At 59.3% G+C, this 23142-nt stretch carries 20 protein-coding genes; 15 read left to right on the top strand and 5 right to left on the bottom strand.

The annotated features are described in order from the left end of the window. Positions 1 to 57 precede the first annotated feature (57 nt). From ACRWA7_RS24540 to ACRWA7_RS24555, 4 genes are all read left to right on the top strand, one after another. A complete protein-coding gene (locus tag ACRWA7_RS24540) occupies positions 58 to 819 on the top strand; it encodes a 2-keto-4-pentenoate hydratase (RefSeq protein WP_438396633.1) in 762 nt (253 codons plus the stop codon). 745 nt (positions 820 to 1564) lie between these two features. Next, positions 1565 to 3487: a PrkA family serine protein kinase gene (locus tag ACRWA7_RS24545; RefSeq protein ID WP_060858950.1), complete on the top strand. Its 1923-nt coding sequence runs from the start codon at positions 1565 to 1567 to the stop codon at positions 3485 to 3487. Between the two features lie 226 nt (positions 3488 to 3713). After that, positions 3714 to 4979 (top strand): YeaH/YhbH family protein, encoded by a 1266-nt coding sequence (locus tag ACRWA7_RS24550; RefSeq protein ID WP_060858949.1) that lies wholly within the window; start codon positions 3714 to 3716, stop codon positions 4977 to 4979. A 128-nt stretch (positions 4980 to 5107) separates the two neighbouring features. Continuing rightward, complete coding sequence (locus ACRWA7_RS24555; RefSeq protein WP_374728658.1) at positions 5108 to 6628, top strand: SpoVR family protein; 1521 nt, start codon at positions 5108 to 5110, stop codon at positions 6626 to 6628. A gap of 72 nt (positions 6629 to 6700) precedes the next feature. Here ACRWA7_RS24555 and ACRWA7_RS24560 read toward each other — a convergent pair whose 3' ends face one another. Next, positions 6701 to 7783: an AI-2E family transporter gene (locus ACRWA7_RS24560; protein ID WP_438396635.1), complete on the bottom strand. Its 1083-nt coding sequence runs from the start codon at positions 7781 to 7783 to the stop codon at positions 6701 to 6703. A 189-nt stretch (positions 7784 to 7972) separates the two neighbouring features. Here ACRWA7_RS24560 and ACRWA7_RS24565 point away from each other — a divergent pair, with 189 nt between their 5' ends. From ACRWA7_RS24565 to ACRWA7_RS24575, 3 genes are all read left to right on the top strand, one after another. Beyond that, the gene (locus ACRWA7_RS24565; protein WP_438396636.1) at positions 7973 to 8554 is read left to right on the top strand and encodes a TetR/AcrR family transcriptional regulator; all 582 of its coding nucleotides are present in this window, start codon (positions 7973 to 7975) and stop codon (positions 8552 to 8554) included. An 87-nt stretch (positions 8555 to 8641) separates the two neighbouring features. Further along, positions 8642 to 9571, top strand: a complete 930-nt coding sequence (locus tag ACRWA7_RS24570; protein WP_438396638.1) for an SDR family oxidoreductase — start codon at positions 8642 to 8644, stop codon at positions 9569 to 9571. Next, on the top strand, positions 9568 to 10227 hold the full coding sequence (locus ACRWA7_RS24575) for an NAD-dependent epimerase/dehydratase family protein (RefSeq protein ID WP_438396640.1): 660 nt from the start codon (positions 9568 to 9570) through the stop codon (positions 10225 to 10227). Before ACRWA7_RS24570 ends, ACRWA7_RS24575 begins: the two co-directional genes overlap by 4 nt. Positions 10228 to 10287: 60 nt before the next feature. Here the strand turns inward: ACRWA7_RS24575 and ACRWA7_RS24580 are convergent, their stop codons facing one another. Together ACRWA7_RS24580 and ACRWA7_RS24585 are read right to left on the bottom strand one after the other, a co-directional pair. Next, the gene (locus tag ACRWA7_RS24580; protein ID WP_438396641.1) at positions 10288 to 11292 is read right to left on the bottom strand and encodes an aldo/keto reductase; all 1005 of its coding nucleotides are present in this window, start codon (positions 11290 to 11292) and stop codon (positions 10288 to 10290) included. Between the two features lie 81 nt (positions 11293 to 11373). Further along, positions 11374 to 12756 (bottom strand): DHA2 family efflux MFS transporter permease subunit, encoded by a 1383-nt coding sequence (locus tag ACRWA7_RS24585; protein WP_438396642.1) that lies wholly within the window; start codon positions 12754 to 12756, stop codon positions 11374 to 11376. 125 nt (positions 12757 to 12881) lie between these two features. On the opposite strand from ACRWA7_RS24585, the gene ACRWA7_RS24590 reads away from it, so the two are divergent. Beyond that, a complete protein-coding gene (locus ACRWA7_RS24590; protein ID WP_438396643.1) occupies positions 12882 to 13742 on the top strand; it encodes a LysR family transcriptional regulator in 861 nt (286 codons plus the stop codon). A gap of 220 nt (positions 13743 to 13962) precedes the next feature. Next, complete coding sequence (locus tag ACRWA7_RS24595; protein WP_438396644.1) at positions 13963 to 15615, top strand: tannase/feruloyl esterase family alpha/beta hydrolase; 1653 nt, start codon at positions 13963 to 13965, stop codon at positions 15613 to 15615. A gap of 50 nt (positions 15616 to 15665) precedes the next feature. Here the strand turns inward: ACRWA7_RS24595 and ACRWA7_RS24600 are convergent, their stop codons facing one another. Together ACRWA7_RS24600 and ACRWA7_RS24605 are read right to left on the bottom strand one after the other, a co-directional pair. After that, positions 15666 to 16088, bottom strand: coding sequence for a CHRD domain-containing protein (locus ACRWA7_RS24600; protein WP_060858956.1), 423 nt, complete (start codon positions 16086 to 16088; stop codon positions 15666 to 15668). 234 nt (positions 16089 to 16322) lie between these two features. After that, positions 16323 to 16835 (bottom strand): Dps family protein, encoded by a 513-nt coding sequence (locus ACRWA7_RS24605; protein WP_060858939.1) that lies wholly within the window; start codon positions 16833 to 16835, stop codon positions 16323 to 16325. Positions 16836 to 17064: 229 nt separating this feature from the next. Between ACRWA7_RS24605 and ACRWA7_RS24610 the strand changes: the two genes are divergently transcribed. The 6 genes from ACRWA7_RS24610 to ACRWA7_RS24635 all read left to right on the top strand — a co-directional run bounded on the left by ACRWA7_RS24610 (position 17065) and on the right by ACRWA7_RS24635 (position 23133). Beyond that, a complete protein-coding gene (locus tag ACRWA7_RS24610) occupies positions 17065 to 17775 on the top strand; it encodes a GntR family transcriptional regulator (protein WP_438396645.1) in 711 nt (236 codons plus the stop codon). Between the two features lie 48 nt (positions 17776 to 17823). Beyond that, positions 17824 to 18630 carry an SDR family oxidoreductase gene (locus tag ACRWA7_RS24615; RefSeq protein WP_060858937.1) on the top strand — a complete coding sequence of 269 codons (807 nt, stop codon included), beginning with the start codon at positions 17824 to 17826 and terminating at the stop codon, positions 18628 to 18630. A 35-nt stretch (positions 18631 to 18665) separates the two neighbouring features. Further along, positions 18666 to 19598, top strand: coding sequence for a 3-keto-5-aminohexanoate cleavage protein (locus ACRWA7_RS24620; RefSeq protein WP_438396647.1), 933 nt, complete (start codon positions 18666 to 18668; stop codon positions 19596 to 19598). A gap of 78 nt (positions 19599 to 19676) precedes the next feature. Next, on the top strand, positions 19677 to 20423 hold the full coding sequence (locus ACRWA7_RS24625; protein WP_438396772.1) for an N-acyl homoserine lactonase family protein: 747 nt from the start codon (positions 19677 to 19679) through the stop codon (positions 20421 to 20423). A 42-nt stretch (positions 20424 to 20465) separates the two neighbouring features. Continuing rightward, complete coding sequence (locus ACRWA7_RS24630; RefSeq protein WP_438396649.1) at positions 20466 to 21593, top strand: sugar ABC transporter substrate-binding protein; 1128 nt, start codon at positions 20466 to 20468, stop codon at positions 21591 to 21593. 10 nt (positions 21594 to 21603) lie between these two features. Further along, on the top strand, positions 21604 to 23133 hold the full coding sequence (locus ACRWA7_RS24635; RefSeq protein ID WP_438396651.1) for a sugar ABC transporter ATP-binding protein: 1530 nt from the start codon (positions 21604 to 21606) through the stop codon (positions 23131 to 23133). Positions 23134 to 23142: the final 9 nt, after the last annotated feature.

Consider the following 23142-nt stretch of genomic DNA (forward strand, 5'->3'; position numbering starts at 1 on the left):
CATCCTCGTTCAGGCTGTCATGCCTGAATGCTTCCGATAATCACCACAGGACACGCCATGACCGAATCCACTCTCGCCGCGCAACTCGTGCAGGCCCGTCGGCAGCGAACGCTGATCGAGGAACTCGAATCGGCAGATATTCCCGCCGACGCCAACGCGGCGTACGTCATTCAGCAAGAAGTCCTGTCACTGACGGGCGCGCGTATCGGCGCATGGAAAGTGGGCGCCCGGGCTCCCGGTGCGCAGGCGAACACCGCGCCTGTCGATGCGGAACTCGTTCACACGTCTCCCGCCCGTATTGCGCATGCGGCGTTCTTTCGCGTGCTGATCGAGATGGAAATAGCATTTCGGTTTTCTTATGCCCTGCCGCCGCGCGCTGAAGCTTACAGCCGTAGTGAAATATTCGCGGCGCTGGGCGGCATGGCGGTCGCGCTCGAGGTGGTCGACAGCCGTTTCGCACAATGGCCGAATCTCGCGCCGCTGGCCCAGCTCGCCGATTCGCAAAACAACGGCGCACTGATCGTGGGCAAGATGGAGCCGTATGAAGTCATCGCACCGGGTTTCGACTTTCTGTCGCCACAACTCGAACTGAGCGTCGATGGCGTCTCGATCGTGCCGCCAAGCGCAGGCAATCCGGCGGGCGATCCGCGCGAGCTGCTTGTGTGGTTCGTCAATCACTGCAGCGCGCAGGGGCACACGGTGCAGCCTTTCTGGACCGTCACAACCGGCTCCTATACCGGAGCGCGCCGCATTGAAGGGCCAGGTGTGGTGAGCGGGAGAATTGACCGTATCGGAGACATTGAACTGATTCTGGAGTAAGCAGGCAAGGGGTGGCCCTTACACACCACAAAAAGCTCAACGCTTGAAACAGGCACTCGCGGATCGTCGAACGAGTGCCTTTTTTTATTGTTTAAATCCCTTTGCGCATATCGGGTATTGGTGAGTTTGATTGCGTGCGTAAAGGCGCAAAAGCGCGGGTTACGGTGGTCAACCGATGGCAATGCGGTTCGTTGTGTAGGAAAGAGCACGCGGTAATGACATCGGTTGAAAAGCGTTATTGAACGTGAGCGTACCTTGTTGTCAAAAAGGGCATTACGTCTGCATCGTTTGGGCTTCGCTGCGCGTATATATGTATGCAGCGAGGCAATCCATCCGCCGATACACAAGCTTTATACCGGTGGATAACATGTGGATGAGTCTGTGGATGAACGGAGGATAAGCGTGGCTGACGCGCATGGTTACATGGCATAAACGCCCGATGCACAAACGTTGCGCGCACTTCATCTGCGGCAGCAGCAGCCATACGCTTTGGCTGCTAGCGTGTCGCATGGGTCCAGGGCTTGTACAGCAAGGCTGTGCAGCTATTGCCGAAGACGTTTCGCGAGTCGGGATGATGATTGTAGGTGAACGAAAATATTCCACCAAGCTAGGAATACTTCGAAGCAAATCAGCAACGCATTTGCATGAAAAAAAATTCGAATAGGTTTAGGATGAACTGAAGCGATGTTGTTCTGATTAGGCGCGCCGCGCACGCATTGCTTTCTGACTTCGGCGAGGAGGTAGCATGGATATCTACAGCAGTTTCGCGACCCGCTTCGAAAAAACCCGCGAGGAGGAATTCTCGCTCGAAGAGTATCTCGCGCTCTGCAAAGACGATCCTGCAACGTATGCAACAGCGGGCGAACGGATGTTGGCGGCTATCGGGGAACCGGAGTCGGTCGACACGCGCACGGACCCGCGTTTATCGCGTGTGTTTGCAAACAAGGTGATCAAGGTGTATCCGGCATTTCGTGAGTTCTACGGAATGGAGGAAGTGATCGAGCAGGTGGTGTCGTACTTCCGGCATGCAGCCCAAGGGCTGGAAGAGAAGAAGCAGATCCTGTATTTGCTGGGTCCGGTGGGCGGTGGCAAGTCATCCATTGCCGAACGCTTGAAACAACTGGCCGAGCGTGTTCCTTTCTATGCAATCAAGGGTTCGCCCGTCAACGAGTCGCCGCTCGGGCTTTTTGACTACGACGAAGACGGTCCCATTCTCGAAGAGCAATACGGCATTCCGCGCCGTTACCTCAAGAACATCCTGAGTCCGTGGGCGGTGAAACGCCTTCACGAATTCAATGGCGACATCCGCAAGTTCCGCATTGTTCGCCGCTACCCGTCCATCCTTCGCCAGATCGGTATCGCCAAGACCGAACCAGGCGATGAAAACAATCAGGACATCTCGTCACTTGTCGGCAAGGTCGACATCCGCAAGCTCGAAACCTACTCGCAGGACGACGCCGACGCCTACAGCTACTCTGGCGGTTTGTGTCTTGCGAACCAGGGCTTGCTCGAGTTCGTCGAAATGTTCAAGGCGCCAATCAAGGTCTTGCACCCGCTTTTGACCGCCACTCAGGAAGGCAACTTCAAGGGTACGGAAGGCTTCGGTGCAATCCCGTTTGACGGCGTGGTGCTGGCTCACTCGAATGAGTCCGAATGGAAGACGTTCCGCAATAACAAGAACAACGAAGCATTGCTCGATCGTATTTTCGTGGTGAAGGTACCGTACTGCCTGCGCTATAGCGAAGAGATGAAGATCTACGAGAAGCTGCTGCGTAATTCTTCATTGACGGACGCCGTATGCGCGCCGGGCACGCTCAAGATGATGGCGCAAATGGCGGTGCTCACGCGTCTTCATGAGCCGGAAAACTCCAGCCTCTTTTCGAAGATGCAGGTCTATGACGGCGAGAACCTGAAGGACACGGATCCCAAGGCGAAATCGTTTCAGGAGTATCGCGATTTCGCGGGTGTAGACGAAGGCATGAACGGCGTTTCAACCCGTTTCGCGTTCAAGATCCTCTCGCGGGTATTCAACTTCGACTCAACGGAAGTTGCTGCTAATCCGGTCCACCTGATGTACGTGCTCGAACAGCAGATCGAACGCGAACAGTTCCCGCCGGAAACCGAACAGAAATACCTGTCCTTCATCAAGGACGTGCTGGCGTCGCGGTATGCCGAATTCATCGGCAAGGAGATTCAGACTGCGTACCTGGAATCGTATTCCGAGTACGGTCAGAACATCTTCGACCGCTATGTGACTTATGCCGATTTCTGGATTCAGGACCAGGAATTCCGCGATCACGATACAGGCGAAAGCTTCGACCGTGCTTCGCTGAATGCGGAACTGGAAAAGATCGAGAAGCCGGCGGGCATCAGCAACCCGAAGGACTTCCGCAACGAGATCGTGAATTTCGTGTTGCGGGCGCGTGCGGCGAACGGCGGCAAGAATCCTGCGTGGATCAGCTACGAGAAGCTGCGCGTGGTGATCGAGAAGAAGATGTTCTCGAATACCGAAGAGCTTTTGCCGGTGATCTCGTTCAACGCCAAGGGTTCGGCCGAAGAGCAGCGCAAGCACGAGGATTTCGTGAACCGGATGGTCGCGAAAGGTTATACGCCGAAGCAGGTGCGTCTCTTGTGCGACTGGTATCTGCGCGTACGCAAGTCTTCGTAATGTATCGAATCGCAAGAAGGGAGAAACGAGCTGCTCCAAGCGAAACCAGGCAAAACGTGATTGAATCAGTTGTGTGTTGCTAGTTCCATAGTCATACGTTCGCACGACGCCGGCAGCAAGCCGGCGCAATGCGAACATCTTGGCGAGTACGTGTCGGTCCAACCCGCAGCGTGCGGTTCAGGTCACGAGCGTTTCGCTTCCTCGCCAATTACGCGGGAGACTGGATGTGCTGCATCAAATCATCGACCGCAGGTTAGCCGGTAAGAACAAGAGCATTGCCAACCGCGAACGCTTTTTGCGTCGTGTCAAAAACTACATTCGCCGCGCGGTGTCGGACGCCGTTCGAGACCGTAGCATCAAGGACATTCAAAGCACGCAGAGCATCACCATTCCGAAAAAGGACATTGCCGAACCCTCGTTCCGGCATGGCCCTGGAGGAAAGCGTGAGCTCGTGCATCCGGGTAACGCCGAATACGTTCGTGGCGACAAGATTGCGCGTCCGAATGGCGGCGGAGGCGGTGGCGGCAAGAGTGCGAGTAACGAAGGCGAAGGGCAGGACGACTTCGTGTTCGAACTCTCGCGCGAAGAATTCATGCAGTATTTCTTCGATGACCTCGAACTGCCGCGCCTCGTGAAAACGCAATTGGCGGCGGTCCCGACATGGAAGAACGTACGCGCGGGTTTTTCGGCGGAGGGCACGCCGAATAACATCGACGTCGTGCGGTCGTTGCGCAGCGCGCTTGGACGCCGCATTGCCCTGGGCTCGCCCTTGTCACGTCAATTGCACGAAATGGAGCGCCAGCTTGAAGTGCTTCTAGACGAAAAAGGTGACCCCGACGAGATTGCGCGTCTCGAAGCCGAGATCGTGATCATGAAAGGGCGTATCACGCGGATTCCTTTTATCGATCCGTTTGATTTACGGTACGTCAACCGGACCAAGCAGCCAACGCCGTCCAGCAAGGCGGTGATGTTCTGTCTGATGGACGTCTCGGGCTCCATGGACGAACAACGCAAGGACCTGTCCAAGCGCTTCTTCATTCTTCTGTACCTGTTCCTGAACCGGAATTACGAAAAGATCGAAGTGGTCTTTATCCGGCATCACACGCGGGCGGAGGAAGTCGACGAAGAGACTTTCTTCCATTCAACGGAAAGCGGCGGCACGGTGGTGTCGAGTGCGCTCGAGTTGATGAAGAAGATCATGGACGAGCGTTATTCGCCATCGGAATGGAATATCTACGGCGCACAGGCCTCGGACGGTGATAACTGGACCGACGATTCGCCCAAGTGCCGCAAGCTTCTCTCTGAGGATATTCTTCAGAAGGTGCGTTATTTCGCGTATATCCAGGTGGCGCCCGAAGAGCAAAACCTCTGGGTTGAATATGCGCATCTGGCGCAGAACGCGCCCGAACTCGCGATGAAAAAAGTCGAATCGGCTGCGGATATCTATCCGGTCTTTCGCGAACTGTTCGAGAAACAACAGGCGGCTGCATGACGACAAGGCATTTGGACAACGAAGCACGTGGGTATCATCTGAAACCCGGCGAAGAACTGAAGGCGCAAGACAGCGCGCCGCAAAAGGCCAGGAAGCCGCAGGCACGCGCGACGCCGGAAGGAGACACCATGAACGTGGCGGAAAAAAGGCCGTTGCCGTGTCCATCGGACTGGACGTTCGAACTCATCGAGGAATACGACACCGAGATTGCGCGCGTGGCGCAGCGCTATGGGCTCGACGTATATCCCATTCAACTCGAACTCATCAGCGCCGAGCAGATGATGGACGCGTATGCGTCGGTAGGCATGCCGGTGAATTATCGGCACTGGTCATTCGGCAAGCACTTTCTTTCTACGGAGAAGAGTTACAGGCGTGGGCAGATGGGTCTTGCCTATGAGATCGTCATCAATTCGAATCCGTGTATTGCGTACCTGATGGAAGAGAACACGATGACGATGCAGGCGCTCGTCATTGCACATGCCGCTTATGGGCATAACTCGTTCTTCAAGGGCAACTATCTGTTCAAGCTGTGGACGGATGCGCATGCGATCATCGATTATCTGGTCTATGCAAAGAATTACATTGCGGAATGCGAGGAGCGGCACGGGATTGATCGGGTCGAGGAATTGCTCGATTCTTGTCACGCGCTGATGAATTATGGCGTCGACCGGTATAAGCGGCCGCAGAAGTTATCGCTGGCAAAGGAAGCTGCCGCCCGGCGTGAACGTGAAGCGTATTTGCAATCGCAAGTGAATGAACTCTGGCGCACGCTGCCCAATAAAAAGGCGACGACAACTGAAGAGATCGAAAGCCGGTATCCACCGGAACCACAGGAAAACCTGCTGTATTTCGCGGAAAAAAATGCGCCCTTGCTCGAACCTTGGGAGCGCGAAGTGATTCGGATCGTGCGCAAGGTGGGGCAGTATTTTTATCCGCAGCGGCAAACGCAGGTCATGAACGAAGGCTGGGCGACCTTCTGGCATTACACGCTGCTCAATACGCTGTACGCGGAAGGCCGGCTTGAAGACGGCTTCATGATGGAGTTCCTCCATTCGCACAGCAACGTGGTGTACCAGCCGCCCGTGACCAAGCAGTATTACAGCGGCATCAATCCGTACGCACTCGGATTTTCGATGATGAGCGATATTCGCCGCATCTGCGAAAACCCAACGGATGAAGACCGCGAGTGGTTCCCTGAACTCGCTGGCAGCGATTGGCTTGAGGCATTGCATTACGCCATGCGCAACTTCAAGGACGAAAGCTTTATTGCGCAATATCTGTCGCCGCATCTGATTCGGGAAATGCGCCTGTTCTCCATTCTTGACGACGACATGCGCGACTCGCTGGAGGTGTCGGCCATTCACGACGAAAGCGGCTACAAGTACGTGCGGCAGGCGTTATCGCGCCAGTACGACATGCATCATAGGGAGCCGAATATCCAGGTGTATTCGGTGAACACGCGCGGCGACCGGAGCTTGACGCTGCGGCACTTCATGACCGACAACCGTCACCTCACCAACGACAGTGAGGAAGTGCTGAAGCACATGGCGCGATTGTGGCAATTCGACGTGTACCTCGAAAGCGTCGATGAAAACGGCACGGTCAGGAAACGTTTCGACTGCAAATACACGGGGGCGGAGCGGCGCTGATCCGGCTGGAAGCCTCACTTAGCAAAACGGCTCGCCGATCCATTCGGCGAGCCGTTTTTCATTGGCGTGCAGTCAGACCTTGTCGATAGTGCGAGTCCCTTCTGCCTGGCCTTCTTCGTTTTGCGTGAACAGGTCCCAGGCCGCCATGAACAGCGCGGCAATCAGCGGCCCGATAACAAACCCGTTGATGCCAAACAGTCCCATCCCGCCCAGCGTTGAAATCAGCACGACCCAGTCCGGCATCTTCGTGTCCTTGCCCACAAGAATCGGGCGCAGGATGTTGTCGACCAAACCAATGATAACTACGCAGAAGGCGATCAGGATCACGCCTCGCCAGATGTCGCCGGTAAGCAGGAAATAGGCGGCGGCCGGCGCCCAGACGAGCGCGGCGCCGATTGCCGGAAGCAGCGATAGGAAAGCCATCAGAACGCCCCAGAGCAGGGAACCCTGGATACCGAGAAACATGAAAATCATCCCGCCGAGAAAACCCTGAGCAGCCGCAACGGCAATATTGCCCTTCACGGTTGCCCGCACGACGGTGGTGAACTTCGCAATCAGGTGCTGCTTGGGCGCTTCGTCAAGCGGCAATGCGCGGCGGATGCGCCGGCCGATTTCGCCGCCATCGCGCAGCAGGAAGAACACCAGGTACAGCATCACGCCAAAGCTGATCACGAACTGGAAAGTGTTCTGGCCGATGCTGAGCGCCTGAGTTGCGACAAACTGGCTGATTGCCGCTGCGCCATCGGTAAGCCGTTTCTGGATGCTTGGAATATCCGTGAGCCCGAAGCGACCGAGCAGCGTCTGTACCGACTTGGGCAATACGTGAATGGCTTCCTGGAAGTATGTCGTGAAATTCGGCTGGCCCGACTTGATCTGCGTGTAGGCAAGGCCGATTTCCTGGACCAGCGTGGCCGCAACGAAGCTCAGCGGCAGGATCACGATCACGATGGTCAAGCCCAGCGTCGCAAAGGCGGCAAGATTGCGGCGCTTGCCGAATTTGGCAGCGAGGTATCGCTGCATGGGCTGGAACAGAATGGCGAGAATCGTGCCCCAGAAGATCGCGCCGAAGAAGGGCGTCAGGATCCAGCAAAGCGCGACGGTAACGACGAACAGCAGAAAGTGGAAAAAATGCTGGTGAACCGAGTGGTTATTCATAAAAGCCTTGAAGGAAGCTGATTCATCAAGTGGCTGCGGCAAGCTCCGGTGCCGGTGCACCCATAGCAAGAAGATGGCCCGATGCTAGCACGCACGCGTTTTGACTCCGGCGCGCGCTGACTTGCAGACATCGTCAAACCGGTTATAATTGAGTGTTCACTCATTAATTTAATCCGCTAGAAATTTCTGATGGCCCGACCCAAGAGTGACGACAAACGCAACGCGCTGCTGCTCGCCGCTGAACAGGTGTTTGCCGAGCGTGGACTGGCTGCCGCGCCCACTTCAGCCATTTCGAAGCAGGCGGGCGTCGCGGAAGGGACGTTGTTCACGTATTTCCGCACCAAGGACGAACTGGTCAATGCGCTGTATCGTGCGATCAAGCTCGAACTCGCCGATGTCCTGATGTCGCATTTTCCCAGGCAGGGACCGGTGCGTGACCGTCTTGAGTATCTGTGGAATGCGTTTGTGAATTGGGGCGTGGCCAATCCGCAGCGCCTGAATGTGCTGGACCAGTTGTCGGTGGCGGATATCGTCACAGAGGAATCGAAGGCGGTTGGCTACGAACCCTTCGCGGAAATCGAAGCGCTGGCGCTGTATAGCATCGAGACGCAGGTTCTGGAGGCGTATCCGTGCGAGTTCATCGCGGCGACCATGAAAGCGCTGGCCGAAACAACCATGGGATTCATGAGCGCTTTTCCGGATGAAGCGGACCGATATAGGAAGGTCGGCTTCGATGTTTTCTGGAACGGCGTTGCGCGTCACTCAGCTTAAGTAACGCAGCATCATCAGATCGGAAGCCAATCGAATCGTTTGTTTAATGACTGATTACTCACACAATTAAACCGAAAGGATGTGCACATGAGCGAATGGACTACTGCGGATATCCCGCCGCAAACGGGCAAGCTGGCTGTCGTGACGGGCGCAACGGGCGGACTGGGATACGAAACATCGCTGGAACTGGCTCGCGCCGGAGCGGAGGTGATTCTCACGGGCCGCAACGAAGCGAAGGGCCGGGCCGCGCTTGAACGCATTCGCCACGAAGTGCCGGGCGCGCGAGTCCGCTTTGAGATGCTCGATCTGGCGAGTCTCAAATCGATATCGCGTGCTTCGGCGCATTTGCTCGCGGATGGCGCGCCCGTCGATATCCTGGTGAACAATGCCGGCGTAATGATGCTTCCGCAACATGAAAAGACCATCGACGGTTTCGAGCGACAGTTCGGCACGAACTATCTCGGGCATTTCGCGCTGACCGCGCAGTTGCTGCCGCTGCTGCAAAAGAGCGCTGCGCCGCGGGTGGTGAACCTGAGCAGCCTCGCGCACCGGCGAGGGAAGATCGCCTTCGATAACCTTCAAGGCGAGCGTGCGTACAAGGCGTGGCCTGCGTATGAACAATCGAAACTTGCCATGCTGATGTTCGCGCTCGAGTTGCAACGCCGTAGCGACGCCAACGGCTGGGGTCTCATGAGCAACGCCGCGCATCCCGGATTTGCACGAACGGATTTGATCGCCAATGGACCGGGAACATCAGGCATGTTCGCCATGCTCAGCCGTATGCTGTCGCGGTTTCTTAGCCACAGCGCGGCCGAAGGCGCATTGCCTACATTGCTAGCCGCCACGGCGCCCGAAGCGCGCGGCGCGGCGTACTATGGTCCGAAAGGTTTCCAGGAACTGATTGGGCCGCCGTCGGAAGCTCGCATCTTTCCTCAGGCGGCTGATGCGGCGGTCGGCGCGAAACTCTGGGATGTATCGGTGAAACTCACTGGCGCGGACTGGCCGGAGAAAGCATGAAAGTCATCATTTTTGGCGCCACGGGAATGGTCGGGCAGGGCGTGTTGCGCGAATGTCTGCTCGATCCTGACATTGAACGTGTGCTCGCGGTCGGGCGTAGTTCCACCCGGCAACTGGACCCCAAGTTCACGGAGATCGTGCACAGCGATCTCTTCGATCTCTCGGCGATCGAAGACAAGCTGACCGGTTTCGATGCCTGCTTTTTCTGCCTCGGCGTGTCGTCGTTCAGGATGAACGAAGCCGATTACGCGCACCTGACGTATGACCTGACGTTTGGCATTGCGCGAACGTTGTCGAGGCTGAATCCCGCGATGACCTTTTCATACGTCTCGGGTTCGGGTACGGACTCGACCGAGCGCGGCAACAGCATGTGGGCGCGCGTGAAGGGACGCACAGAGAACGCGCTGCTGCGCATGCCGTTCAGGGCGGCTTACATGTTTCGCCCGGGAATGATCCAGCCGATGGATGGGATCCGCTCGAAGACGCCGATGTATCAGGCGATCATTTCCATCGCGCGGCCCTTGTTTCCGCTGTTGCGGCGCTCGTTTCCCAACGCGATCACGACAACCCAGCAACTTGGCCGCGCGATGATCGTCACGGCGAAAGAGCGCGGGCCGTCGAGAGCGCTGGAACCGCGGGATATAACGAAGTACTAGCTTGATACGCGCGCCGGTCAACGCGGGCGCGTTCGTCAGCGGCCATCGATCCATCGACAATCAACGCGCCGCGTCGCCCCAGCGATATTCCTTCGTCGCATCGTCGAGCTTTGCTTTCAACGCGTCATCGAGATTGAAGTCGACGGCCGCGAGGCTGTCCGTCAGTTGTTCCGGCTTGCTCGCGCCGATGATCGCCGAGGTGATCGCCGGATTCGCGAGCACCCAGGCGACCGAGGTCTTCGTCAGCGACTCGCCGGTTTCGCCCACGATCTGCTGCAGTTTCCCGATGGTCTCGAACTCGCGCTCATGCCAATATCGCTGCGAATACACTTCGCCAGCCTTGCCCACGGTTGCGGTAAAACGTCCGTCGGACGGTTTGGCGTCGTGCTTGTGCTTGCCCGTGAGCAAACCGCCTGCAAGCGGGTTGTACGGAATCACGGCGAGATTTTCGTCGGTGGCAAGCGGCAGCAGTTCACGCTCGATCTGCCTGAAAAGCAGGTTGTAGCGCGGCTGGACGGAGACGAAGCGCGCAACGCGCAGCACATCTGAACGGCCCAGCGCGGTCGCGAGCCGGTACGCCAGGAAATTCGACACGCCAATGTAGCGCGCCTTGCCATGACGCACGATGGTGTCGAGCGCCTCCAGGGTTTCGTCGAGCGGCGTTTCGAGGTCGTCGCTATGCAGTTGGTACAAGTCGACGTAATCGGTGTTCAGCCGTTTGAGCGATGCATCGATTGCATCCAGCAAGTGCTTGCGCGACGCGCCCTGATCCCACGGCGCCGGGCCCATCTTGCCAACAGCCTTGGTTGCCAGGATGAATTCGCTGCGGCGCGAGGGTGTTTCCTTCAGCCATCCTCCGACGATTTCCTCCGTGCGCCCGGCATGAGTTTCGTCGGCGCCCAGCGGATAGACGTCGGCGGTATCGATGAAATTCACGCCCGCTTCAGCCGCGCGGTCCATGATGCTGTGCGACACCTTTTCTTCAGTCTGCAAGCCGAACGTCATGGTGCCAAGACACAGGCGCGAAACGGTCAGGCCAGTCTTCCCAAATTTACGATATTGCAAGGCGAGCTCCTTGAGCGAGGTTGACCGGAAAGTACATTGAAGAAGCTTAAACGCTACGCACAATGCTTGCAGATCATGGCGCTACGAAGTGGCTGCTTGCGTGGCCGGTCGAGGAACGGCATCGAGGAAACGAAACACGATGGCGGACCCGAGCGTGACCAGTCCCACGCAGACGAACGCAATGCGAAATGCCGGCGCGGCTGAGCCGAGGCTCGTGGAAAAGACGGAAACGAGGCCGCCGCCAATCGATACACCCAATCCGATCGCGAGCATCTGCACCATCGAGAAGAGGCTGTTGCCGCTGCCCGCGTCCTTGACGGACAAGCCCTTGAGCGTGACGCTGTTCATGGCCGCGAACTGCATGGAGTTGCACGCGCCAAACACCGCGAGAATCGCGATCTCCAGCACGAGCGGCGTGCTCATCGAAAAGGAAGCGAAGCCGACTATCGACGCGCCGACCAGGATCGTGTTCCACAGCAGGAAGTTGTCGTAGCCATAACGCTTCACTAGCGGCGTGATCCAGCCCTTCGCGACCGTGCCGGCGAACGCGGCAGGCAACATCATCAAGCCGGAATGCAGCGGCGTATAACCGAGTTGCAATTGCATCAGGAGCGGCAAGAGAAACGGCACCGCGCTAGAACCGACCCGGCACAACAGGTTGCCGATCAAGCCGACGCTGAAATTCGGCTCGCTGAAAAGCGACAGCTTGAACAGCGGATTCGCCCGGTTTCTTGCATACGGAATGTAAGCGAGCGCGGCAAGCGCGGACACCGCGAACAGACTGCCCGATACCAGCACCTTGTGCGACTGCGCGGGGCTATCGAGCGCCATTGAAAACGCGACCATGCACAGCGACAACATGGCGCCGCCGATAAAGTCGAAAGGCGGCGCATCGGCAATGGCGTCATCGGGGAGAAAACGATGCACGGCGAGCAAGCCGACCGCGCCGATGGGCACGTTGATCAGGAAGATCCAGTGCCACGAAAACGCTTCGACGAACCAGCCACCGAGCGTCGGGCCGAGAATGGGACCGACCTGGCCAGCGATGGAAATCACCGCCAGCGCCGAGACGTAAGCTTCGCCAGTCACGCTGCGAAGCACCGCGAGCCGGCCGATGGGCAGCAGCATCGAGCCGCCTATGCCCTGAATCACGCGCGCCACGATCAGTTGATTGAGGGACTGCGCGTTCGCGCAGCAGAGCGAGCCAATCACGAACAACAGGATCGCGACGAAATAGACGCGCCGCGTGCCGAAGCGGTCCGCGAGCCAGCCGGACGCGGGCGTGAGCAAGGCCATGGTCAGCGTGTAGGCGACCACGATTGGCTGCATGGCGAGCGGTTGCGCGTTCAGGCTTCGTGCAATGGAAGGCAGGGCGGTATTGACGATGGTCGTGTCGAGGGCCTGCATGAAAAAGCCGACGGCCACGATCCAGAGAAGCGCGGTGTGTGAGTTTTTTTGGGGCATTCGGTTGCTGCTGGGTGTTGTAGCGCGGAATCCCGTGCAATGTGAAGATTTTAAGACGAGACGTGGTTATCGGGAACCCCGCTGACTGCATTGACTGTGATCGGAATCATCGATGACAATGGCATATGCTCAATCCTGTCTGGCTGAACACGTTCGCGACGGTGGCCGCGTCGCACAGTTTCACCGACGCCGGCCGTCAGCTCAGCCTGACGCAGTCGAGTGTCAGCGAGCACATCCGGCGTCTGGAGGAGCATGTCGGCCGCCGCCTGCTTGTACGCGATACCCATTCGCTTGCGCTCACCGCCGACGGCGAGGCCATGCTCGTGCACGCGCGCGTGATCCTGGAAGCCATGTCCCACGCCGAGTCGCAGTTCCGTTCGCCACGGCTGCGAGGGCGCGTGCGCCTGGGTTCATCGGATGATCTGGCGCTCGGACCCTTGCCCAGCGTGCTCGCCGCGTTTCGGCGCACGCATCCCGACGTAGAACTGGAAATCACCATCGGCATGACGGGGCGGCTTTACGAACATCTCGACGCAGGCGCGATCGACCTGTTGATCGGCAAAAGGCGGCTGGGAGACCGGCGCGGCATTCCGCTCTTTTCCGGAAAACTCGAATGGCTCGCGCGAACCGGCACCGAAGTGGATCTCGCGCAACCGTTGCCGCTGATTCTTGTCGCCGAACCGAGCGTGACGCGCGCCGTCGTACTCGATGCACTCGCCGCCGTTGGCGCGCGCTGGCAAATGGTCTGCACGAGCAGTTCGCACGCCGGCTGCGTTGCCGCGGCGCGCGGCGGACTGGGGCTGACCGTGCGCTCCAATTTCCTCGCGGGCAGGGGACTGGCGCCGCCTGTCAATCGCGCCGAATTGCCGGAATTGCCGGAGGTCGAGTTCATCGCGCTGGCGGCCCGGCATTTGAGCCGGCCGGCCGAAACGTTGCTGGAACTCCTGCAGGACAGTGACTTGCGCGGCGAATGGGCGGGGGAGTGAATCGCGCGCGCTCAAAGGTCATTTACACGTCACACGCCGGGCATGCGACGTGCGAACGCGCTTGCTTCAACACGTTGCAAGGTTGTGCAAACACAACGCGCGGGAAACCGGATTCCTTTCAATAAGAAGCTTCTTATATATTGTGCGGCGAAAATACCTCGGCCTGAGGCCAGTCTCAGGCAACAGTTCAGTTCCACTCGCGGTAACCAACATCTAATCGATGCCCCAAGTCACACGCCGTCTCCTGCGTACCCTGCTGTTCGCCGCTTCGTTCGCCGCCTCGTTCGTATGCTGCGCCCACGCGCGCGCCGCTTCCTATGTCGTCAAGCACTGCGCCGAATTGCTGGGCAAGGAAGTGCCGGCGTCGGTCATCGGCTTGCCCACGCGCGGGGCGCTCATTACCGATGCGTCCTTCGTGGCCGCCGCCGCGCCTCACAACCGCAACGGCGATTATTGCCGGCTGGTCGGCGTGATCAAGGCACAACTCGACACCACGCCCGACATCCGCTTCGAAGTGAATCTCCCGGCGCGCTGGAACGGCCGCGCGCTGCAAATGGGCGGCGGCGGATATAACGGCGTGATCGTAAGCGGAACGGAACCTACCGCGTTCGCGCCGGCTGCGTCGCCGTTATCGATCGGGTATGCGACCTACGGCTCGGACTCCGGTCATGTCGGCAATTCAGGCCGCGCCGATTTCGCGATGAACGACGAAGCCGTCGTCAACTTCGGCTACGGGGCGCTGAAGAAGGCGCACGATGTCGCGCTTGCGCTGATCATCATGGGTTACGGGCAAAAGCCCGAGCAGACGTATTTTGCGGGCGGCTCGACCGGCGGGCGCGAGGCGTTCACCGTGATCGAGCGTTATCCCGACGACTACGACGGCGTGATCGCGAACGCGCCCGCCATCAATTTTTCGGGCGTGCGGTTGATGGGCGTGAAGGTCGGCCGCGCGTCGTACGGGACGCCGGGCGGATTTGTCGGACCGGTGCAGCAAAAGCGCGTGGTCGAAACCGTGCTGCAGGAATGCGATGGGCTCGACGGCGCACTGGACGGCATTGTCGCGAATGTGGAAGCGTGCCGCGAACGGGAGCCCAGGATCATCGCGCAATTGCGCTGCGCGAACGGACAGCGGCCATCGCAGCGGGACAGTTGTTTGTCAGAAGCGCAACTGGCGACGCTCGAGACCTTGCGCGATGGATTCACACTTCCCTACGAACTCGCGCATGGCGTGACGCGTTACTACGGATACAACGTCTTTCAGGGCGTGGATTTTTCGAGCGGACTGGGACTTGGCAATTCGAGCGTGCTGGTGCAGCCACCGCGCTTCGACGCCAACGGCTATCTGTTCACGCAAGGCGACAGTTACATGAAGTATTTTGTCACGCATGATCTGCGCTTCAACACGCTCGGCTTCGATCTGAGTCAACCGGGCGAGTACAAGGGGCGGCTGGTGGATTTATCGTCGACAGTCGGCGCGATGAACCCGGACATGTCGGCTTTCATTGCTCATGGCGGCAAGCTGATCACCATGCACGGTCTCGCCGATGAAGTCATCAGCCCGAACCAGACCATCGCTTTCTATCGTTTGCTCGTGGCGAAGTACGGGCAAAGCATTGTCGATTCTTTCATGCGGCTTTACATGGTGCCAGGCTTCCAGCACGGCAACGGCGTGTTCATTCCGGCATGGGACGAACTCGGCGCGCTGGACAGATGGGTGACGGCGAACATTGCGCCGGAGACGCTGGTTGGCGTCGATATCGCAAGCGCCACGAACGGGCGGAGCCGCCCGCTTTGCCGGTATCCCGGATTTCCGCGATATATCGGCAAGGGAAGTATCAACAACGCGGCGAGCTTTCGCTGTGAGAATCCATAGGGCTTGGGGCTCGCCGCTTTTCAGGCGTTACGCGTGTTCCGGCTTCGCAGTTACTTCGCCGCTTCCACCTGACCGCGGATTTCACCGCCCGGGTTCTTCGCGGTGTGCACGTTGAAATACCAGTTGCCGGCGAGCAGGTCTTTCGCTTGAGCATCGGTCAGCGTGGCGCTGCCTTCAATCGGGCTCGGCAGCTTGCTCGGGTCGATGGGAATCACTACGCCCGCGTTCTTGCCAACCGGCGCCGGACCATGGAAATGCGCCATGCTCGCCGGGCCTGTCAGGTCGGCGTACGTCACCTTCCATTGCAGCATCCTGGAGGCCGTGTCGTATGTTCCATCCAGCTTGCCGTGGCCCTGGCTGTCCTTCGGCGGGACTTCCGACGACGCCAGCAAGTCGGCTTTCAGATTGACCGTATCGGCGAAGGCGAGGGCGGGAACGGCCAGCGTAAGCGAGAGTGCGGCGGCGGTCAGCATGCGATTGAGTTTCATGAGCGTTTTTCCAGTTTTTATGGACTGATGGAACTTCACGACGTTGCTCGGCGAAGGCTGTCCTTGGACCCCGGCCGAGGGTTTCGATAATACGCGTTGCGTCGTTAGCTGCTTTGGGAAACGCCTGTGCGCACGGGTTTATTCCATGTGCATCGAGCGTATGCGATACGCAATAAAAAGGCGCCCTCGGCGCCTTTTCAACCAACGTTTGCTCGGGGCTTACGATCGCGTGGCTTCGAACAGGAACCAGACGCGCTCTTCGGTCTGATCGATCCAGTTTTCGATAAGACTTGCCGTCGCCACGTCTTCCTTCTCGTCGCACATGTCGTGCAGTTCGCGCATGTACTTCACGAGCGACTCATTGTCGCCACGCAGTTCGTTGAGCATGTCCACCGGCGCAACGAAATCGGCGTCATTGTCGGCGAGGCGCTTCAGCGTACTGATTTGTCCGACCGATCGCAGCGTGGTGCCGCCAAGCTTGCGGGCGCGCTCGGCGATCGGATCGATCATGTCGTAGACGAACTGCGCCTGGTCGTCGAGGAGCAGGTGATAGTCGCGAAAGTGCGGTCCGCTCACGTGCCAATGAAAATTCTTCGTTTTTACAAAGAGGGAAAACACATCGGCGAGCAAGCGGGTCAGCCCTTCGGCAACCTGCTTGCGGGCGTCGTTGCCCAAGTCCGTGGGCGTGGTCAGCGCGGCAGAAGCGGCGCTCGGTTTCTTCGATGTAGCCATGGAAACTCCTGGTTTTTGGATTGACGGAAAAAGTTTTCACCAGCGCAGCGTGTTGCACATCTCGTGCCTAATCGCCTGCATTAGCCAAGTTTGAGGCGCACGCGTGACAGGACGTTGTGGCCCGCGTTTTCCCCTATGTCTTCCCGGTTGACTCAAAACCGAACGGGTAGCACACTTCGTGACATAGTGTGATCACAGGTCACAGATCGCGTAAGGAGTCGTTTAATTCATGGCACAAGGCACGACGCGTGAAACAGGTGAATCGCTGCCGCTGGAACTCGTGGCGCGCGAAACCATGGCGGGGCGCGTTTATGCGCAGTTGCGCGAAGCGATCATGACGGGCCGCTTCGCGCCCGGCCAGGCGCTGAGCCTTCGCGGCGTGGCCGAGGCGGTGGGTTCATCGACCATGCCCGTGCGCGCCGCGCTGACGCGGCTGCAGGCGGAAGGCGCGCTGATCGACGGTCCGGGCCGCGCGCTCATGGTGCCGCCCATGACGCTGGAACTGCTCGACGAGTTGCGCGACGTGCGGATTTCGCTGGAAGGATGCGTTGCGAAACGCGCGGCCTCGCGCATGACAAACGAGCATTTGAGTGCGCTGCAGGCGGTCTTCGACGCGATGAACGAGCATGTGGAAGCCGGCGACGTCCCGGCGTATTTGCGCAGCAACTTCGAATTTCATATCGCCATTTATACGCATGGCGCGAGCGATCTCACGCTCGCGACGATCCAGAACTTGTGGATGCGCATTGGTCCGTTCCTGAATCTCGTGGCGCCGGATATTGCGCACATGAGGTTATCGATGGCGGCGCACAGGAAGATTGTCGATGCGCTCTGGAAGGGCGATGGCGAAGGCGCGCGCGCGGGTATAGAGGAAGATATCGGCGGCGCCGCAGCGGACTTGCAGGAACGCTTGCAAAGCAGGGAGGCGGCGCGCGCGTAGCTGGATTCAAGGACTCGACGACCTATAAAAACATCAACGGAGACAAGCATGACGGTTCTGCAAATGTTGAAGCCGCACGCGGGATTGCGCGTGCTCGTGACAGGCGGCGCATCGGGCATTGGACTTGTAATGGCGCGGGCTTTTGTCGATGCCGGTTCGCGTGTTCACGTGTGCGACGCAAGCGCGGACGCTATTGAGACGCTGCTCAAAGCCGAGGAAAACGCCGAGATGAACGCGATCACCGCGACCCTCGCGGATGTGTCGGATCGTGCGGCCGTGGACCGGGTTTTCGATGACGTCGCCGCCCAGCTCGGCGGTCTCGACGTGTTGATCAACAATGCGGGCATCGCGGGTCCGACTGGCGGTATCGACGAGATGGATGTTGACGACTGGGAGCAGACCGTCGACGTGAATCTCAACGCGCAGTTCTATTTCGCGCGCCGCGCCGTGCCATTGCTGCGCGAGGCGCGCGACGGCGGATCGATCATTGCGTTGTCGTCGGTGGCGGGCCGGCTGGGTTACGCGTTCCGCACGCCGTATTCGGCGACCAAGTGGGCGGTGGTCGGCCTGACGAAAAGCCTCGCAATAGAACTCGGGCCGGACAACATTCGCGTCAACGCCATTCAGCCGGGGATTGTGAAGGGACCGCGCATCGAGCGCGTGATCGCCGCGCGCGCCCAGCAACTCGGCCTCTCCTATGAAGACATGGAGAAGGACTATCTCGCCAAGATCTCGCTGCGCCGCATGACGACGCCCGAGGAAGTCGCCGCGACCGCGCTGTTCCTGTGCTCGCCGGGCGGCAGCGGCATTTCGGGGCAGGCCATTTCGGTGTGCGGCAACGTCGAAGTGCTTTAAAACACGTTCCTTATTTCTCGCGAGGTCTGAAAGCAATGGCTACGAAGCGCAAGGTCATCATCACGTGCGCGCCTACTGGCGCGATCCACACGCCGTCCATGTCACCCTACTTGCCGGTCACGCCGCAGGAAATTGGCGATGCCGCGCTGGCGGCGGCAAAGGAGGGCGCGGCAATCCTGCACCTGCATGCACGCGACCCCAACGACGGCCGCCCGACGCAAGACCCCGCCGTGTTCCAGCAATTCCTGCCGCGCATCAAGGCCGAGACGAATGCGGTGATCAACATCACGAGCGGCGGCAGTCCGCACATGACGGTGGAAGAACGCCTGAAGCCGGCCCACCACTTCAAGCCGGAAGTTGCATCGTTGAACATGGGGTCGATGAACTTCGGTCTCTACCCTATGCTCGACCGCTTCAAGGAGTTCAAGCATGACTGGGAGCGCCAGCATCTGGCCAACAGCCGCGACCTGATCTTCAAGAATACCTTCAAGGATATCGAATACATCCTGACCTCCTGCGGCGCGAACGGTACGCGTTTCGAGTACGAATGCTACGACATCTCGCACCTCTATAACCTCGCGCATTTCGTGGATCGCGGACTCGCGAAACCGCCGTTTTTCGTGCAGAGCGTGTTTGGCCTGCTGGGCGGGATCGGGCCGCATCCGGAAGACCTGATGCATATGCGGCGTACCGCAGACCGGCTCTTCGGAAGCGACTACGTCTGGTCGATTCTCGGCGCGGGCCGCCATCAGATCCCGCTCGCGACGCTTGGGGTGGCGCAAGGATCGAACGCGCGTGTCGGGCTCGAGGATTCGTTGTGGATAGAAGCCGGGAAGCTGGCCGAATCGAGCGCGGCCCAGGTCGTGAAGATCCGTCAGGTAATAGAAGGCCTGTCGCTCGCCATTGCAACGCCCGACGAAGCGCGCGCCATGCTCGGGCTCAAAGGCGCGGACAACACGAACTTCTGACGCCACCCTTCAACCGCCTCCTTTCAACCTTTTATGGCGGAGATCACTGTGACTGTGCCGAAACTCAAGGTGGTCGCCATGCCTACGGGGTGGCTGACTGTTGATCGTTCATCGCAGATATATGGCCGGTATTACGGCCAGCAGATCAAGGTGCCCGTCTGGTCGACGGCGATCGTGGGCGGCGATAAAAAGATCGTCGTCGATACCGGCATCCACGATCCCGGCTGGGTATCGAGCTTCGTGTGCCCATGCGAACAGGCGCCGGAAGAACGGCTGGAACGCGCGTTGAAGGAATACGTAGGATGGAGCACGGACGACGTCGATATTGTCATCAACACGCATCTGCATTACGACCATTCAGGCGGCAATACGCTCTTCAAGAATGCGCGTTTTATCGTGCAGGCGAGCGAATGGGAATACGCGGGGCATCCATTGCCCACGCAAACCACGTTCTATCAGGAATTCCTGATAGGCCGCGAACCGCTCGCGTTTTTCCGCTGGCAGTTCGTGCATGGCATTACCGACATTGCTCCCGGCGTGCGCGTGGTGCCCACGCCCGGACATACGCCAGGGCATCAATCGGTTGCAGTGGACACTGCCGACGGCGTGGTGCTGATCGCGGGCGATTGCGCAAGCTGCATGGAGAATATCGTCGATCTCGTGCCGGTCGGGATCGTTCATGAGACCGCCGCCGAACTCGCATCGCTCAGGCGAATCCGGCAGATTGCGGACTTCGTCATCCCCGGTCACGACCCGAATGTCGTGGCGGGATCCGCAGGTATCGAACTGCCTGCAAGCGCTCGTTTGAAACACGTCGAAAGTTAGTAGTACAGGCATACATAACCATACGCAGGATCGGAGGAAGACATGAAAACGCTGACGAACACCATCCGTCGGGCGGCGCGGCTTGCGCTTGCGGCCTCGTTGCTCGCGACGCTGGCGGTATCGCAACACGCCACGGCTGCGGGGAAATACAAGGTATTTCTATCGATGAGTTATGTAGGCAACGACTGGCAAACGGAAGCGGCGAACATGGTCAAGGCCATGGCGGCGACACCCGGGCTCAAGGACAAGGTCGACCTGGAAGTGCAGGTCGCCGGCACGGATGCGCAAAAGCAGATCCAGCAGATCAACTCCATGGTTCAGGCGGGCGCCAGGGCCATTGTGATCTACCCGATCTCGCCGACCGCGCTGAACCGGGCGATCAAGAACGCGTGCTCGAAAGGCGTGATCGTGGCCGCGTACGACGGCGAAGTGACCGAACCGTGCGCGCATAACGTGACCATCGACCAGAAGCAGGCCGGGACCGTCACGGCGGAATGGCTTGCGAAGACGATCAATGGCAAGGGCAATATCGTGCTGATCAACGGCGTGCCGGGGACGTCGGTGGATCGCGCGCGCACCGAGGCGGCGAAGGCCGTGTTCGCGAAGTATCCAGGGATCAAGATCGTTGCCGAAGGCACCGGCATGTGGAGTCAGGCCACGGCCAAGACGGAGTTGTCGAAGATCCTTGCGACCAATAGCTGGGACAAGATAGACGGGCTGTGGATGCAGGTGGGGTGCTTCACGGCCGCGTCCATGCAGCTCGAAGCGGGCATAGCCGACGACAAGGTCAAGCCGTGCGCGGGTGAGTCGTCGAACGGACATCGCGTGCAGATGCTGCCGCCGGGAACCGTAAAGGGCGATGGGTCATATCGCTCGATCGGATACCGGTCGATCTCCTACGGCTCGCCGCCGTACTCGGGCGCGCTGGCGCTCAAGATGGCCGTGGGCAAGCTGGAAGGCAAGGATTTCCCCCCGCATGTGACGCTCAAGTTGCCGCTGGTCCTCACGTCCGAATCGAAGCTGTGCAAGACAGGTTCCATCGATGAACTGAAGGCCGGCTGCACCGCGTTCACGCCGGACAAGGTGCCACCGGGCTGGTTCGCCGACATTTATTCCGCCGAGACGAGCGAGGTCGGTTTCAACGCGGCGTTGACCGGCAATCCGGACTAAGGAGCGTTTCATGCAGAGCCACTCACAGGCGGTGGACGGCGGCTGGGCAATCGACCTGTCGAACGTGACCAAGCGCTTCGGCGCAACCGTTGCGCTGGACAACGCGTCTTTTCGCGTCAGGCGCGGCGCCGTGCACGCGCTGCTTGGCGAGAACGGCGCGGGCAAATCGACAACGGTCAAGCTGCTTTCGGGATTGATGCAGCCGGATGAAGGCAGCATCTCGATCCTCGGCCGCAGCGTGAACATGCGCGGCCCGAAAGACGCGCATCGGGCGGGCGTGCAGACCGCGTTCCAGGAAATGACGCTGGTCCGCGATCTGACGGTCGCGCAAAACCTCCTGATGGCGTATGAACCAACCGGTTGGTTCGGCAGCATTCGCCAGCGCGAGGCGCAGCGGCAGGCGGCCGAGTGGCTCGACAGGCTTGAACTGGGCGATGTGCGTCCCGGCGCCTACATCCGCGATCTCGCGTTGCCGGTGCGCCAGAAGATCGAGATTGCGAAGGCGCTCGTGCGCAAGCCCGAAGTGCTGTTGCTCGATGAACCGACATCGGCGTTGTCGGGCCGCGATGTTTCATGGCTTCAACGCCGCACAGAAGAGATGAAGGCGCGGGGCGTTACATTCGTGTTCATTACGCACCGCATGCAGGAAGTGCGCGAGTTCTGCGACAGCCTGACGGTGTACAGGAACGGCCACGACGTAGGTGCATTCGATACCTCCTCCATCTCCGACGACGAAGTCATCCGGCTCGTCATTGGCCGCTCGATGGAAGCGAAATATCCGCCGAAGCTTGCATCTGCAGCCGTGCTCGAAACGCCCGCCATGGAAGCACGCGCCATCAAGGTGGACGGCGTGGTGAACGACTTCGACCTGACGCTCAAGGCAGGCGAGGTCCATGGCATCGCGGCGCTTCAGGGCATGGGGCAGCGCGAGATTTTCGAGGCATTGTTCGGCGCGGAATTTATCGATGCAGGACAGATACTCGTCGATGGCAAACCGGTCACGCTGACGTCGACGGCTGATTCGTTGAAGGCGGGGATATCCACGAGTTTTCTGCCCGAGGATCGCAAGACGGAAGGCTTGTTCCTGCGTCTTCCGGGTGGAGAAAACGTCTCGTTGCCGGTAATCAAGCGCTTTACGCGCTTCGGTTTGATCGACCGCAAACGCGAGCAGGCGGCGGTCAAACGAGCACTTGCGCAAATGGAAGTCAATCCGCGCGCCGTGTACAAGCCGTGCCTCTCGTTCTCCGGCGGCAACCAGCAAAAGATCGCGATGGCGAAATGGCTGCTCACGCAAAGCCGCGTGTGGCTGATGTTCGACCCGACACGCGGGATCGATGTCGGGACGAAGCATCAGATCTTCGTATTGATGCGCGCGTTCGCCGCGGCCGGGGGCGCCGTGCTGTTCTATTCCACCGACGTGCCCGAACTGGTGAACGTGTGTGACCGTGTCTCGGTGGTGTATCGGGGGCGAAATGTGGCCGAACTGACAGGCGACGCGCTCACCGAAGAGAACGTGATGCGCAAGATGCTGTCGAGCTAGAAGTAATGT

It is taken from the genome of Caballeronia sp. DA-9 (genome assembly GCF_051615025.1).
Taxonomy (GTDB): domain Bacteria; phylum Pseudomonadota; class Gammaproteobacteria; order Burkholderiales; family Burkholderiaceae; genus Caballeronia; species Caballeronia sordidicola.

Excerpts from the sequence above, each read along its gene's own strand:
- ACRWA7_RS24565 (WP_438396636.1), top strand. The coding sequence starts at position 7,973 with ATGGCCCGACCCAAGAGTGACGACAAACGCAACGCGCTGCTGCTCGCC.
- ACRWA7_RS24635 (WP_438396651.1), top strand. The coding sequence starts at position 21,604 with ATGCAGAGCCACTCACAGGCGGTGGACGGCGGCTGGGCAATCGACCTG.
- ACRWA7_RS24595 (WP_438396644.1), top strand. The coding sequence starts at position 13,963 with ATGCCCCAAGTCACACGCCGTCTCCTGCGTACCCTGCTGTTCGCCGCT.
- ACRWA7_RS24605 (WP_060858939.1), bottom strand. The coding sequence starts at position 16,835 with ATGGCTACATCGAAGAAACCGAGCGCCGCTTCTGCCGCGCTGACCACG.
- ACRWA7_RS24585 (WP_438396642.1), bottom strand. The coding sequence starts at position 12,756 with ATGCCCCAAAAAAACTCACACACCGCGCTTCTCTGGATCGTGGCCGTC.
- ACRWA7_RS24575 (WP_438396640.1), top strand. The coding sequence starts at position 9,568 with ATGAAAGTCATCATTTTTGGCGCCACGGGAATGGTCGGGCAGGGCGTG.
- ACRWA7_RS24625 (WP_438396772.1), top strand. The coding sequence starts at position 19,677 with ATGCCTACGGGGTGGCTGACTGTTGATCGTTCATCGCAGATATATGGC.
- ACRWA7_RS24540 (WP_438396633.1), top strand. The coding sequence starts at position 58 with ATGACCGAATCCACTCTCGCCGCGCAACTCGTGCAGGCCCGTCGGCAG.
- ACRWA7_RS24590 (WP_438396643.1), top strand. The coding sequence starts at position 12,882 with ATGCTCAATCCTGTCTGGCTGAACACGTTCGCGACGGTGGCCGCGTCG.
- ACRWA7_RS24610 (WP_438396645.1), top strand. The coding sequence starts at position 17,065 with ATGGCACAAGGCACGACGCGTGAAACAGGTGAATCGCTGCCGCTGGAA.
- ACRWA7_RS24570 (WP_438396638.1), top strand. The coding sequence starts at position 8,642 with ATGAGCGAATGGACTACTGCGGATATCCCGCCGCAAACGGGCAAGCTG.
- ACRWA7_RS24615 (WP_060858937.1), top strand. The coding sequence starts at position 17,824 with ATGACGGTTCTGCAAATGTTGAAGCCGCACGCGGGATTGCGCGTGCTC.
- ACRWA7_RS24620 (WP_438396647.1), top strand. The coding sequence starts at position 18,666 with ATGGCTACGAAGCGCAAGGTCATCATCACGTGCGCGCCTACTGGCGCG.
- ACRWA7_RS24560 (WP_438396635.1), bottom strand. The coding sequence starts at position 7,783 with ATGAATAACCACTCGGTTCACCAGCATTTTTTCCACTTTCTGCTGTTC.
- ACRWA7_RS24545 (WP_060858950.1), top strand. The coding sequence starts at position 1,565 with ATGGATATCTACAGCAGTTTCGCGACCCGCTTCGAAAAAACCCGCGAG.
- ACRWA7_RS24555 (WP_374728658.1), top strand. The coding sequence starts at position 5,108 with ATGAACGTGGCGGAAAAAAGGCCGTTGCCGTGTCCATCGGACTGGACG.
- ACRWA7_RS24600 (WP_060858956.1), bottom strand. The coding sequence starts at position 16,088 with ATGCTGACCGCCGCCGCACTCTCGCTTACGCTGGCCGTTCCCGCCCTC.
- ACRWA7_RS24630 (WP_438396649.1), top strand. The coding sequence starts at position 20,466 with ATGAAAACGCTGACGAACACCATCCGTCGGGCGGCGCGGCTTGCGCTT.